This is a genomic window from Pelagibius sp. 7325 (assembly GCF_037652055.1).
Classification (GTDB): Bacteria; Pseudomonadota; Alphaproteobacteria; order Kiloniellales; family Kiloniellaceae; genus Pelagibius.
Genome location: NZ_JBBKAH010000003.1, coordinates 624,616 through 638,271 on the forward strand (window position 1 = coordinate 624,616; position 13,656 = coordinate 638,271).

Consider the following 13,656-nt stretch of genomic DNA (forward strand, 5'->3'; position numbering starts at 1 on the left):
CCCCTCAGGACCGGCGCCGTTCTGGCACTCCCCTACCGAAATCTCAGGCCGCGAGCTGGCGCAGCTTGTTCATCAGGTAATCGATGTCGTCCTGGGTCATCTTCGACGCCGGGTCCTCGAACTGAGTCAGCAGGCGCTCGATAATGCGCGCGACGAAACGCTCGCGATCGTTGCGCCCGCCGTCGTACTCACCTTCTCCGCATATCTGGACCGCAGCGCGCACCGCGCTGAACAGCCGCTCGGGCATGCGCGCCTTCTCATAGATCGAGCGCAGGCCGAGGTCGCCGCCATCGTGGATCAGCTTCTTGGCGTTCTTCATCGGTACGTTGGCAAGGCGCGCCATCGCCGCCTCGAAGAAGGCGATGTCGCCCACGCACAGCGCGCGAATGATCAGGGTCGGGGTCAGGCGCCCGTTCACGTGGATCTGGAAGACCAGTTCCTCCAGATCGGCACCCTGGGCACCACGGCTCAGCAGGCTCACGGTCGCCCGCTCGCGGGTCTGCAGGATCAGGTTCGCGGCGGCATCGGCCGGCAGATCATGCTTGCTGACCAGGTAGCTTTCCAGCTTCTTGGCCATGGCCGATACCAGGTGTTCGGAAATTGTCGCCGGCAGGCTGGGACGGCGCGCCATCGATTCGGCGACGGCCTCGCTACCGGTGTATTCGGTCATCACGCGGCCGAGCGCGGCTTCGGTCAGCTCGGCGCCTTCGTTGGCGACCAGGCGGGCGACCGCGGTCTCGTTGCCGGTATCGATCAGAGCGTCGGCGACGGCGGTCGACACCGTCGGGCGCTGGGCGATGGCGACCTGCTTGGCGGCGGCGTTCTCGCTGCGCAGGATCTCGATAAGGTCGTCGTCGGTCAGCACCTCGGAATACTTCAGCACCGGCAGGGACACGCTGTCGACGTCCTTGGCCAGAGCCACGGCCAGGTCGCGGGGCAGATCCGGCGTCGCCTTCAGATTGGCGGCCAGGGCCTCGCGCACCAGCACCTCGGCATCACGCGCCATCCGGCGGAAGATTTCCTCCGCCAGCTTGCGCTCCGCCTCGGTCATGCGCGGGAACTTGCGATCGTACTGTGCCGCGATCTTCGAGGTCGTCTCGGCCCGCACGTCCGGCGAGGGATCCGCCATCAATCGGGCAACGTCTTCCTGGGAAAGGCTTCCTGTCATGTCTCTCTCGGTCAAGCCCGGACGAACGCGGTACCCCGCAAGCGCCATACCGATCGGGCTTGCGCGGTGCCTCAACAGGCGGATTATCCGGGCCTGACGTTAATTCATGCTTAAAATTTACCGGCCCTACCCCATCAAGCGGCAACCCGCCCGGCCTCGCGGCACCTGGCCGCTGCCGGCGTTAACCGGCGGGTAACCTAATCAGGCCGCTAAGCAGCTAGCGACGGGCGAGCAGCGCCGCGGCAACGCCGCTGACCTGGCGGTCGATGGAGATGTCCAGGAAAGAGGTCACTTCGAGGTCGCGGTCTTCGAAGACGTCGCTGTCGGGCGCCAGGTCCAGCCAGGCGGCCACCTTGCGGTCGCGCGCGTGCAGCAGATCGGCGATCTGCGGCTTGAACAGGCGGACCATGGCCCCGATCCAGCGATTCACCGGCCAGGAGGGTTGGGCGTGGTCGATCATGAAGACGTCGAGCATGCGAATGACGTCATCGGCCCTGTACCACACCTCGCCGGTGACCCAGCGGTTCACGGTGAACAGGCGAAACGGCAGCCCCGCGGGCGTCATGGCGATGGCGATCAAGTGGCTGAGGGCGTCATTGGGGTCCTCTGGCGCGACATAGCCAGGCACCTTGGCCGGCTGGATGCCCGCCGGCATGCCCCGCGGGCGCACGAAGGTATGAAAATGGCCGTGCTCGCCCTGGAAGCGCTGATCGGAAGCGTGGGCATGGTAGTAGAACTGGCCGTGGGTTTCATGGTCGTAGACGTCGCCCGGCGGATAGTGGTCCCACTCGTAAAACGTGCCGTTGTGCTTCAGCAACTCGCCGACGATGTTGTCGCCGGTTTTGGCGAGAACACGGTGGACATCCATGACCTCGGCACCCGCCTCGGCCATGTCCTCCAACTGCGCAGTCGGCAGATCTTCCAGCGGAAAATCGGCGTCGAGCGCAGCCTCCTGAATTTTCACGTCACTTCGCATAGCATCGCCAACCCAAACAGCGGCCGGGCCGCCAGCAGTAACCTAGGCAGCGAGCCCCGCTGCCGCCAGCCGGATTCCATCACGTCGCCGTGAGGGCCGCCACGGCCCGTCATTCTAAGACTAGCCGAAAGTCGATGAGAATATGTTTAAGCGTCGCCTGCCGGCCACCTGACGCCCGCACAACCACACGCATCCCGGGCGCTGTCCTTGGCCTGGCGTGACGCTGCCCCCCCCGCTAAGGGCGGATCACCAGGACCGAGCAGTTGGCGTGGCGGGTGACCCGGGCGGCGTTGGGGCCAAGCAGGTAGTCGCTGAGTTCCGGGCGGTGGGAGGCCATGACAATGAGGTCGACGTCGTGCTTCTTGGCAAAACCGAGGATTTCCTCGTAGATCGTGCCGCAGGCGACCACGTGCTGTACCGGAAGATCTTCGGGGATACGCTGCCGCACGAAGGCGTGCAGATGCTCGTCCGCAACCGCCAACGCCTTTTCCTGGTAATCCGCCGGGAAGAAGGAAGAGACGAATCCCTCGCCGAAGGTCGGCACGATGGTCATGACATGCAGGCGGCAGCCGAAGGCCTTCGCCATCTCGACGGCAGTGCTGACGGCCTTTGCCTGCGTGTCCGGATTGCCGATGTCGACCGGCAGCAGGATATCCTTGAACATCTTGGTCACATTCCCCCTCTAGGCGGTCGCCGCCGCCGGCCGGCGCTCCCGGCGCCCGCGCTGCATGAAGACGATGAGCCCCAGCACCAGGAGCGCCGGGATGTACATCAACTCCTTGGGCAACTGGTCCAGCGGCTCCTTCACGGTGACGATTTCCTGGTCGAACTCCAGGCCGGCGGCCTGGGCCGGCGAATCGAAGGCGGCATTGTCGATCAGCACCTTGTCGCCGTCCATGTAGAGCTCCAGGCCGGCAGAACTGAGACGCTCCTCGCCGGTCTCGCCCTCACCCAGCGGCAGCAACGCGACGAAGCTGCGCGGATTGCCGATGGAGTCGACGCCGTCGACGCGGAGCCGCAGGATTTCCCCCGCCGTCATGCGGTCGGCGACCGCAATGATGTTGCTTGGCGCGACGTCGCGGTTGGGCGGCGAGATCATGTCCATCCAGAAGCCCGGGCGGAACAGCGTGAAGGCAATGAGCAGCAGCAGCACCGTCTCGTAGATGCGGTTTCGCGTCAGGAAGTAGCCCTGGCTCGCCGCCGCGAACAGCAGCATCGCCACGGTCGCCACTATGAATACACCGATGCCGCCCAGCCATCCGACGTCGATCAGCAGCAGGTCGGTATTGAAGATAAAGAGGAACGGCAGCGCCGCGGTACGCAGCGAATAGAAGAAAGCGATGAAGCCCGTCTTCAAGGGATCGCCGCCGGATACCGCCGCCGCAGCGAAGGAGGCGAGGCCGACCGGCGGCGTGACGTCGGCCATGATGCCGAAATAGAACACGAAGAGGTGGACGGCGATCAGCGGCACGATGAGACCCGCATCCTGGCCCAGCTGCACGATGACCGGTGCCATAAGCGCCGATACCACGATGTAGTTCGCCGTGGTCGGCAGGCCCATGCCGAGAATGAGGCTGAGGACCGCCGTCCACAGCAGCACCAGCATGATGTTGCCGAGCGACAGAATCTCCACCAGGTCGGCCAGCACCAGGCCGATGCCCGTCTGCGACACCGAGCCGACGATGATGCCGGCGGTCGCCGTGGCGATACCGATACCGATCATGTTGCGGGCGCCGGTCACCAGGCCGTCAAACAGCTCCGAAAAGCCGCGGCCGAAGGTAGCGGTCAGTTCCGTCCCGCGGAAAAAGGCGAAGATGGGGCGCTGCGTCACCACAATGAAGACCATGAAAGCCGTTGCCCAGAAGGCGGAAAGGCCGGGCGACATCCGCTCCACCATCAGGCACCAGATCAGCACGACGACGGGCAGCAGGAAATGCAGGCCCGACTTTACCGTCGGCCCAACCTTTGGCAACGAGACGACCGGCGACGAAGGATCGTCAAGCTCCAGTTCGGGATAGCGGGCGCAGAAGCGGATGAGGCCCACATAGACGGCCGTGAGCAGCACGGCGACGAGCCAGGGGGTGGCATCGCCAAGCAGCGGCTTGACCCAACCGAGGCCGTAGTAGAACGCCATCGAGAGCGCCGCCGTGATCAGGAATCCCAGCAGCACGCCGATAGCGACGCGCACGAGGGGCTTCGGCGCCTCGGCCCGCGGCAGGCCTTGCATATCCGCCTTCATCGCCTCCAGGTGCACGATGTAGACCAGAGCGATGTAGGAGATCAGCGCCGGGATGAAGGCGTGCTTCACCACCTCGAAATAGGAGATGCCGACATATTCGACCATCAGGAAAGCGGCGGCGCCCATCACCGGCGGCATGATCTGGCCGTTCACGGAGGATGCGACCTCAACCGCCCCCGCCTTCTCGGACGAGAAACCGGTGCGCTTCATCATCGGGATGGTGAAAGTGCCGGTGGTGACCACGTTGGCGATGGAGGAGCCGGAAATCAGTCCGGTCATCGCCGAGGCGACCACCGCCGCCTTCGCCGGGCCGCCGCGGTAGTGGCCGAGCAGTGAGAAGGCGACCTTGATGAAGTAGTTGCCGGCGCCGGCCTTGTCGAGCAAGGAGCCGAACAGCACGAAGAGGAACACGAAGCTGGTGGAGACCTCCAGCGCGGTACCATAGACGCCCGAAGTGGACGTCCACTGGTGATAGACGACGCCGGACAACGAGACACCCTGGTGGGAAATCAGCGCCGGCATGTAAGGGCCGAAGAAAGTATAGATCAGGAAGATCGATGCGATGATCGTCAGCGGCGGCCCCAGCGCGCGGCGGGTCGCTTCCAGCAGGATGACCATGCCGATGCAGGCCACGACGATATCCTGCGTGTTGGGAATGCCCGGACGCTGCGCGATGGAATCGTAAAACCAGAACAGGTAGCTGGCGCAGAAAGCACCGACCAGCGCCAGCACCCAGTCCTGGATCGGAATGTAGTGCCGAGGCGAGCGCTTCAACGCGGGATAGGCAAGGAATGCCAGGAAGATCGCAAAGGCGAGGTGAATCGCGCGCGACTCGGTGCTGTTCAGCACGGCCTGCCAGCCGGTGAGTGCGGACAGGACATAGGGCAGCGGCGAGGCGATCCAAATCTGGAACAGCGACCAGGCAACGGCGACCCAGAGGATGATGTGAAGAGGGATGCCGGTCGGCGAGCGTCCGCCGGTGTCGGTTGAGGCAACGAGATCCTGAAGTTCCTCGTCGCTCAGCGGGCGCCCGCCGCCTGCCTGTCCCGCCGCACCGGGCTTGGAATCGTCAGCCATTGATAGTCCCCAGTCTCGCAGCCCCCCGGCCGGCGGCTGCTGTTCCCCCGAAAGCCAGCGTCTCGTCCCGTTCGATCGGGCTTATCGGAAACGCTCGCGATGCACTTTCGTGAAGCCAGCGAAGAAAGGAAGCGGGCGGGAGAGGTCTCCCGCCCGCCGGCTCGATCCTACATCCAGCCGCGCTCCTTGTAGTAGCGCTCGGCGCCCGGATGCAGTGGCGCAGAGAGGTTGTTGGTGATCATGTCCTGTTCCTTCAGGTTGGCGAAGGCAGGATGCAGCTTCTTGAAGCGGTCAAAGTTGTCGAACACCGCCTTGACCACCTGGTAGATGGTTTCCTCGTCCGCCTTGGTGGAGGAAACAAAGGTCGCGCCGACGCCGAACGTCACGACGTCCTCGGCGGTGCCGTCGTAGGTGCCGCCGGGAATGGTCGCCTGGGCGTAGTAGGCGTTCTCACTGATCAGCTTCTCGACCTCCGGCCCGGTCACCTCGACGAGCACCGATTCGCAGGACGTGGTGGCTTCCTTGATGGTGCCGCTCGGGTGGCCGACCGTGAACACGATCGCATCGATCTTGTTGTCACAGAGCGCCGAAGCCTGCTCGGCCGACTGAAGTTCGGCGGCCAGGCTGAAGTCGCTCATCTGCCAGCCGAGCCGTTCCATCAGCACTTCCATGGTGCCGCGGGCGCCGGAGCCGGGGTTGCCCACGTTGACCCGCTTGCCCTTCAGGTCCTCGAAGGACTTGATGCCGGAATCCTTGCGGGCCACGACGGTGAAGGGCTCCGGGTGCACGGAGAACACTGCCCGCAGGTCCTTGTTGGCCTGGGGGAAGGTGTCCGGCTTGGTGCCGTTGTAGGCATGGTACTGCCAGTCGGACTGGACGACGCCCATGTCCTGCTCGCCGGCGGCGATGGCGTTGAGATTGGCGATCGAGCCGCCGGTCGACGGCGCGGTGCATTTGATGCCGTGATCGCCGGAGCCGCGGTTGACCAGGCGGCAGATCGACTGGCCGACCACGTAGTAGACGCCGGTCTGGCCACCGGTGCCGATGGTGACGAACTTCTCCTGCGCGTGGGCCGTCGTCACACCGCCGGCGAGCATCGCCGCCGCGGAGAAGCCCAGCATGGCGGATTTCAAGGAAATCAATTTCATGGGTTGATTGCTCCCAATTCTTTCGTCTGTGGATCGAATTCGTGAGACGCGTGCCCTCGCGGCGACGCGCGGTATTCCCCCAGAATCAGTTTGTCCGGCATCTGTCAGTCCGGAAGGCACAGGCACGATTGCTGACGGCCAAGCGGCAAGGCGGCAACCACGCCCCCCGAACAATGAGGGTCGTCATGCCTTCCCGGCTCGACGTGCAAAGCAAGGCTTGTCAGAACGCAATTCCCTGTGTCTTTGGTTCGGTGATTAGACCACCGTTATTTTTCAGCCTATTGAACACTTCCCGGCGCCGGAATGTCTACCCCCGTTGTTCCGCTCCCCTTGGCCCGGTGCCTTTGGTCAGCCGAGGGCGCACACTGAACCGACCCTCAACAGGCCCACCGGCTCACCGGAGACGCTGGAACGCCCGCAAGGACTGCTCTATGGTCCGCCCACGATGCTTCGACGCCGCCCCCTTTCCCGCTGCCCCCAGCGGCCCCGAGTCGGCACGCTGGTCGCCAGCGCGCTTGCAGGCCTGGGCCTGCTCGGACATGGCCTTGCCATGCTGCTGGTCGCGGCCCTGGCGGGGCCGCCGGACGCGGAAGCCGGCGTCCCGGCAGCCCCATATCCGGCCTATCTCGATATCTGCGCCGCCGACGGCGAGATCCGCCTGGCCCCGGCCGGCATCCCGGCGGAGCAAGCCCCCGCCACCCCGCACCCGGCAGACCACGATACCGGGCACCTGAACGCCTGCCCGGTCTGCACCGCATTCGCGCAGAACGGCCTCGCCGACCTGCCGACGCCGGTGGTCTTGGCAGTGCGCGCCGTCGGCGCCCCTGCCTCGCAGCCCACGGCGGCTGCCGCCCGCGCCGGCCGCGACGGCCTCAGCGCGCTCTCCCGCGGCCCACCGGCGGCCTGAGCGCATCGGCGAAGCGCTCTTCGCCACCCCTGACGCCTTTTCAGAGATCGTGGCCGCCGCCAAGAGCGGGCGATGCCATGCCGCCATGAGGATCCATTCCAATGACTTCGAACGCTTTCTGCTTTCCCGCAGCCGCCACCCGCCGCCAGACGGTTATCGGCGCCATTCTGCTGGCTGCCGCCGTCACCGTTTCCCTGGCCGCCTTCGGCAGCGGTGCCCGCGCCCACGAGTTCACCCTGGGGGCCTTGAAGATCGATCATCCCTGGGCACGCGCCTCCGCCGGTCCGGCCCGCAACAGCGCCGCCTTCATGACCATCCACAATGCGGGCGGGGGCGACCGCCTGGTGGCCGTGGCGGCCGACGTCTCCGAGCGTGTCGAACTCCATACCCACATGATGGAAGGCGACGTCATGAAGATGCGCCAAGTCGAGGCCGTCGATGTGCCGGCGAACGCCATGGCCGAACTGCAGCCCGGCGGCTTTCACGTCATGCTGATCGGCCTCAAGGCGCCGCTGAAGGAAGGCGACCACTTCCCCCTCACCCTCACCTTCCAGAACGCCGGCGAGATCACCGTCGAAGTCGCGGTTGAAGCGATCAGCAGCATGGGCGGCGCCCAAGGTGGCATGGGCCACGGCGGCATGAACCACGGCACCCCTGGATCGTCCAACTGAGCGGACGCTGGAGCAGGTCAGGGCCGAATGGAATCGCCGAAGGTGATCCCCAAGACTCACGCCAAGACGGAACCACTCAGCGGTTCCGTCTTGGCGTGATCCGATCTAGGCGCCGCCGGTCATGATGCGGCGCGCGGTGGCGGCGTCGGCCAACGGACGGCCGATCGCCGCGGCCGCCGCCGCGCCGGCGGCAACCAGCGCCGCGTTGTCTTGCGCCAACGCCCCCGACGGCAGGTAGAGGTTGTTCTCGAAGCCGACGCGGGCATGGCCGCCCAGGGTCGCCGCCGCGGTGACGCAGGCGGTCTCCTTGGGGCCGAAGGCGCAGATCGCCCAGGGCAGTTTCTCCGCCTCCGGCCAGGCCGCGATCTCGCTGAGGTAGGGCAGCAGGTCGTTGGGCACCGAGCGCTGGCCCGGGGTGTAGCGCCCCAGCACGAACAGCAGGAACGCCGGCCCCGGCGGCACCACGCCCTCCGCCTGCAGCCGCCCGAAGCGGGCCACGTCTTCCGGCGCGTAGAGGATGTACTGCGGCAGGATGCCGGTGCCGGTAAGCCAGGCAAGAAATTCGCGCGAGGCATCCTCTTCGGACTCGTCGGGGATCAGTTCACGGATGGCGAGACTGACCGCCTCCGGCTCCAGCGCGCGCACCATGGCACGCTGCTGGTTGGCATTGTAGATGCCAACGGCCTCGCTGGTGACCTGGATCACCATGCGCTCGCCGACGGCCTCACGCACCGCCGCCGTCGCTTCCCTGTAGGCGCCAACGTCGAGGCTGTGCTTCTGCGCGCCGTCGCGCACGTGCAGGTGGATCATCGAGGCACCGGCCGCCTGCGCGGCCGCCGCCGTGGCCGCCAGTTCCGCCGGCGAAATCGGCACTGCCGGATGGTCGGCCTGGGTCTTGCGCGCGCCGTTGGGCGCCACCGCCAGGATCATCGGCGTCCAGTCGACCTGCAAACTTGCATCCGTCACGCGCCGGCCCCCGCCAGCACGGCATCGATCGAGCGGCCCAGCTTGTCGACGATCTCGTCGAGATGCCCCTGTTGCACAATGAAAGCCGGGGCCAGCAGCACGTGGTCGCCGCGCTTGCCGTCGACGGTACCGCCGGCGGGATAGCACACCATGCCCTCGTCCATCGCGCGCTGCTTGATCTTCGCGTTCAGCTTCAGCGCCGGATCGAAGGGCTCCTTGGTCGCACGGTCGGCGACCAGTTCGAGGCCGATGAAGAGGCCGCGCCCACGGATGTCGCCGACGTGGTGGTGATTCCCGAAGCGCGACTCGAGCGCCTCGCGCAGGGCGTCGCCCTGGCGCCGGACGTTGGCCAGCAGGTCCTCGCCCTCGATGGTGTGCTGCACGGCCAGCGCCGCGGCGCAGGCGGTGGCATGGCCGATGTAAGTGAAGCCGTGCTCGAAGGCGCCGGAGCCGCCGGCAATGGCGTCGTAGATGCGCCCTGAACAGAGCACCGCGCCGATCGGCTGGTAGCCGCCGCCCAGGCCCTTGGCGCAGGTGAGGATATCGGGCGCGATGCCGTCCTGATCGCAGGCGAAGAGGCTGCCGGTGCGCCCCATGCCGCACATCACCTCGTCGAGGATCAGCAGCACGCCGTACTGGGTGCAGATCTCGCGGATGCGCTTGAAGTAGCCGGTCACCGAGGGCACCGCGCCCAGGGTGGCGCCCACCACCGGCTCGGCGATGAAGGCGGCGACCTTTTCGGGTCCGACGCGCAGGATCTCCGCCTCCAGGGCGTCGGCGGCGCGGCGGCCGTAGGCCTCCTCACTCTCGTCGTGACGCCGGTGGCGATAGGCATAGCAGGGATCGATGTGGCTGGCGGGGCTCAACAGCGGCTGATAGGGCGCGCGCCGTGCCGCGTTGCCGCCGACCGACAAGGCACCCAGGGTGTTGCCGTGATAGCTCTGCAGCCGGGCGATGAAGTGGGAGCGCTGCGGCTCGCCGTTCTCCAGGTGGAACTGGCGCGCCAGCTTCAGCGCCGTCTCGTTGGCTTCGGACCCGCCGGAGACGAAGTAGACCCGGGCCATGCCCTCGGGCGCCCGTTGGATCAGGTGCTCGGCCAGTTGCTCGGAGGCTTCGGTGGTGAAAAAGCCGCTGTGGGCATAGGCAATCTTGTCGACCTGATCCTTGATCGCCTGGACCACCGCCGGATGGCCATGGCCGAGGCACGATACCGCGGCGCCGCCGGAGGCATCGATGTAGCGCTTGCCGGTGCTGTCGGTAATGTAGGGACCCTCGCCGGCGACGGCGACCGGATAACGGGCTTTGGTGTGGCGCGGGAAGACGTAGCTCACGGCAGATGCTCTCAAGGCCTGGTGGTGAAAAGGGGCTGGCGGTGCGGCGGAACTTCAGTCATGGGAAACCGCGGGTGGGAAATCAGTCTAGGCCAGCTTGGAACCTTCTGTCACGGCACGCGGCCGCGCGGTTCCCGAAAGGCTCCCTTGCGTTGCCTGCAGGGAGAGCGGCCAGTAGGATGCCGCCCGGCCGGGCCCCTTTGAGGGTATGACCCGGCACCGTACGATCGAGCAGGGAGCGCGAGGGGCCATGGACCTGAAAGAGCACATCCGCGGGATTCCGGATTTCCCGACGCCGGGCATCCTGTTCTACGACATCTCGCCTCTGCTGGCGCATCCCGCCGCCTGGCAGTCGACGGTGGAGCGGCTGGCCGAGATCGTCCACCGGCACGAGCCCGATGTCCTGGCCGGCATCGAATCGCGCGGTTTCCTGGTCGCCGCCCCCCTGGCTCTCAGGCTCAACAAGGGTTTCGTCATGGTGCGCAAGAAAGGCAAGCTGCCCGGCGCCACCCTGCCCTACACCTACGACCTCGAGTACGGCACCGACACCATCGAGATCCAGGCTGACGCCGTGCAGCCGGGCCAGAAGGTCTTCCTGGTCGACGACCTGCTGGCCACCGGCGGCACTATGAACGCCGCCGCCCAGCTGCTGCGCTCGGCCGGCGCCGACGTGACCGGGGCCGCCTGCATCATTGAGCTGACCTTTCTCAACGGGCGCGACAATCTGGATATCCCGGTCGAAACGCTGATTGCCTACGACAGCTGAAGCGGCGGAGCGCCGCTCCCCCGGCTTTCCCGGCCAAACCTGCGGAAATCCTGAGATTTTTAGGTTCAATTAACTCTAATCGGCTATCAATCCCTGTTTGCGCGCTATAGGCGAGCGAGGGGTACCCAGGCCGGACGCGACCCGTCCGGCCGGCAGTCCCACCTCGATCGCCCGCGGGCTGTAACGGGATTTTGCCGAGGTCATGCCAGTCGAGGCCACCACCTTCTCCTTCGCCGCGGTGATGCTGGTCGCCGCCATGGCCCCGGCGATGCTGGCCGTCATGGCGCTGACCTCCGCGCGCCAGGCGGACGGCAACCCGGCGCTCAGTTGGTGGGCGGCCAGTCTCGGCATGGAGGCCCTGCGCCTCGGCGCCCTGGCCTTCGCCTCGACCTTCGACCCTGCGTGCTTCCTGGCCATACACGAGGGTGGCCAGACGATCATCGCCCTGCTGCTGCTGGGCGGCACCCTGCGCTTCTTCGGCTTGCGCGATCACCTGCAACTTCTGCTGGTCGCCTGCACCCTGGTGCTGGCCGGAACCTCGACCTGCCTGATCAACCCGGAGGTACCGCTGCCGGTGCTGGTGCTGCTCAGCCTCGGCGCGGCGGGCGGCGTCGGATGCGCCGGCATTCTGTTCTGGCGCCACTATCGCCCGCACAAGCGGCCGATCTCCATCGTCTGCGCCGGCACCCTGCTGATCTTCTGCACCTACCTGCTGACCCAGATGCTGCGCCAGCTGTTCGATCCGCACATGAGTGCCTTCGACCCGAACGGCGACTGGCGCGTCGTGCTGCACACCGGCCTGGTGCTATCCTGCATGATCTGCATGATCTTCGCCGCCCTGAGCGCCGCGCAGCAGGCAAAGGCCGCGGCCGAGAAAAAGGCCGAGCGGCAGGCCCGATTGATGAACGCGATCGTCGAGAACATTCCGGTCGGGGTCTGCCTGTTCGACAAGGACCTGAAGCTGGTCGCCTTCAACAGCGAGTTCACAAAGCTGCTCGGCATTCCGCGCGACATGCTGGAAGAAGGCGCCACCTTCCAGGATCTCGTCCGGTACAACGCCCAGCGCGGCGAATACGGTGCCGGGATGACCGAGGAAGAAGTCCAGCGCCGCACCGAGATTCTGCTGACCAACCTGCAGGCGCGCATGGAGCGGGTGCGCCCCGACGGCACTGTGCTGGAGAACCGCAACCGCCGCCTGCCCAACGGCGGTTACGTGATGGTCTACACCGACATCACTGAGACCAAGCGCATTGAAGCGGCGCTGCGCCAGAGCGAGCAGCGCTATGCCCTCGCCCTCAGCGGCGCCAATGAAGGCATCTGGGAATGGGGTGACAAGGTCGACGGCGTCTACGTGTCGCGCCGCCTGCGCGAGATCGTCGGCATCGAAGGCAGCGAACCGGTGGTCAACGCAGACGAGTGGATCGGCCGCATCCATCCGGACGACGTCGAGGTGATGCGCGAACGCATGCGCCAGCACCTGCGCGGCAAGACCGAGTACTACGACCACGAGTATCGCATGCGCGGCGACGACGGCAGATACCGCTGGGTTCACTCGCGCGGTCTCGGCGTGCGAGACGAAAGCGGCCACGTCTACCGCATGGCCGGCTCGCTCAGCGACGTCACCCAGCGCAAGTTGGCCGAGCAGGAACTGCTGCGCGCCAAGGAAGCCGCCGAAATGGCGAACCGCACCAAGGGCGAGTTCCTGGCAACCATGAGCCACGAGTTGCGCACGCCGCTAAATGCCATCATCGGCTTCTCGGAGCTGATCTTGCAGCAGGTCTTCGGCGCCATCGGCCACGACAACTACCGCGACTACATCCAGAACATCCACGAGAGCGGCAACCACCTGCTCACCATCATCAACGACATCCTCGACGTATCGAAGGCCGAAGCCGGCATGATCGACCTCTACGAGGAAGAAGTCGATCTGCGCGAGGTGATCGCTTCGGGCATGCGCCTGATCGGCCCGCGCGCGCGGGAGAACAACATCACCCTCGAGACCGACTACGCCGAACCGCTATCCCTGGTGACGGCGGACGCGCGCCGCCTGAAGCAGATCCTCATCAACCTGCTGTCCAACGCCGTGAAGTTCACGCCCTCCGGCGGCAGCATCACCGTCGAGGCTTGGGGCGGCCCCGGCATGGGCGCCGGCTTCCGAGTCATCGACACCGGCATCGGCATCGCCAAGGACGAGCAGGCGCGCATGCTGGAGCCCTTCACCCAGGTGGAATCGGGGCTCAGCCGCAAGCACGAGGGTACCGGCCTGGGTCTCCCCCTGTGCCGCGCCCTGATCGAAGTGCACGGCGGCACGCTGACGCTGCAGAGCGAACTCGGCAAGGGCACCGCCATCACCGTCACGCTGCCGGAAAACCGCATCAGCGAAAAGACCGTCGACGCGGCGTAGGGC

Annotated in this window: 11 protein-coding genes; 4 read left to right on the forward strand and 7 right to left on the reverse strand. The window is 66.2% G+C overall.

Going from position 1 to position 13,656, the window contains the following annotated elements; all coding sequences use genetic code 11:
- Window positions 1–43: 43 nt before the first annotated feature.
- From WDC82_RS12015 to WDC82_RS12035, 5 genes are all read right to left on the reverse strand, one after another.
- Window positions 44–1,129 carry a DUF2336 domain-containing protein gene (locus tag WDC82_RS12015; RefSeq protein ID WP_340117556.1) on the reverse strand — a complete coding sequence of 362 codons (1,086 nt, stop codon included), beginning with the start codon at window positions 1,127–1,129 and terminating at the stop codon, window positions 44–46.
- 256 nt (window positions 1,130–1,385) lie between these two features.
- Window positions 1,386–2,132, reverse strand: coding sequence for a hypothetical protein (locus WDC82_RS12020; protein ID WP_340117557.1), 747 nt, complete (start codon window positions 2,130–2,132; stop codon window positions 1,386–1,388).
- A 247-nt stretch (window positions 2,133–2,379) separates the two neighbouring features.
- Window positions 2,380–2,808 carry a universal stress protein gene (locus WDC82_RS12025; protein WP_340117558.1) on the reverse strand — a complete coding sequence of 143 codons (429 nt, stop codon included), beginning with the start codon at window positions 2,806–2,808 and terminating at the stop codon, window positions 2,380–2,382.
- Window positions 2,809–2,826: 18 nt separating this feature from the next.
- Window positions 2,827–5,460 carry a TRAP transporter permease gene (locus WDC82_RS12030; RefSeq protein WP_340117559.1) on the reverse strand — a complete coding sequence of 878 codons (2,634 nt, stop codon included), beginning with the start codon at window positions 5,458–5,460 and terminating at the stop codon, window positions 2,827–2,829.
- A gap of 167 nt (window positions 5,461–5,627) precedes the next feature.
- A complete protein-coding gene (locus WDC82_RS12035) occupies window positions 5,628–6,608 on the reverse strand; it encodes a TAXI family TRAP transporter solute-binding subunit (RefSeq protein ID WP_340117560.1) in 981 nt (326 codons plus the stop codon).
- Between the two features lie 445 nt (window positions 6,609–7,053).
- On the opposite strand from WDC82_RS12035, the gene WDC82_RS12040 reads away from it, so the two are divergent.
- Both WDC82_RS12040 and WDC82_RS12045 read left to right on the forward strand, forming a co-directional pair.
- The gene (locus tag WDC82_RS12040; RefSeq protein ID WP_340117561.1) at window positions 7,054–7,515 is read left to right on the forward strand and encodes a hypothetical protein; all 462 of its coding nucleotides are present in this window, start codon (window positions 7,054–7,056) and stop codon (window positions 7,513–7,515) included.
- Window positions 7,516–7,616: 101 nt separating this feature from the next.
- Entirely contained in the window at window positions 7,617–8,186 is a 570-nt protein-coding gene (locus WDC82_RS12045) for a copper chaperone PCu(A)C (protein WP_340117562.1), read from the forward strand.
- Between the two features lie 105 nt (window positions 8,187–8,291).
- Here WDC82_RS12045 and WDC82_RS12050 read toward each other — a convergent pair whose 3' ends face one another.
- Window positions 8,292–9,152, reverse strand: coding sequence for a 3-keto-5-aminohexanoate cleavage protein (locus WDC82_RS12050; protein ID WP_340117563.1), 861 nt, complete (start codon window positions 9,150–9,152; stop codon window positions 8,292–8,294).
- Window positions 9,149–10,483 carry an aspartate aminotransferase family protein gene (locus WDC82_RS12055; RefSeq protein WP_340117564.1) on the reverse strand — a complete coding sequence of 445 codons (1,335 nt, stop codon included), beginning with the start codon at window positions 10,481–10,483 and terminating at the stop codon, window positions 9,149–9,151. Before WDC82_RS12055 ends, WDC82_RS12050 begins: the two co-directional genes overlap by 4 nt.
- A gap of 250 nt (window positions 10,484–10,733) precedes the next feature.
- Between WDC82_RS12055 and WDC82_RS12060 the strand changes: the two genes are divergently transcribed.
- Window positions 10,734–11,249, forward strand: coding sequence for an adenine phosphoribosyltransferase (locus WDC82_RS12060; protein ID WP_340117565.1), 516 nt, complete (start codon window positions 10,734–10,736; stop codon window positions 11,247–11,249).
- A gap of 202 nt (window positions 11,250–11,451) precedes the next feature.
- Complete coding sequence (locus WDC82_RS12065; RefSeq protein WP_340117566.1) at window positions 11,452–13,653, forward strand: PAS-domain containing protein; 2,202 nt, start codon at window positions 11,452–11,454, stop codon at window positions 13,651–13,653.
- Window positions 13,654–13,656 lie beyond the last annotated feature (3 nt).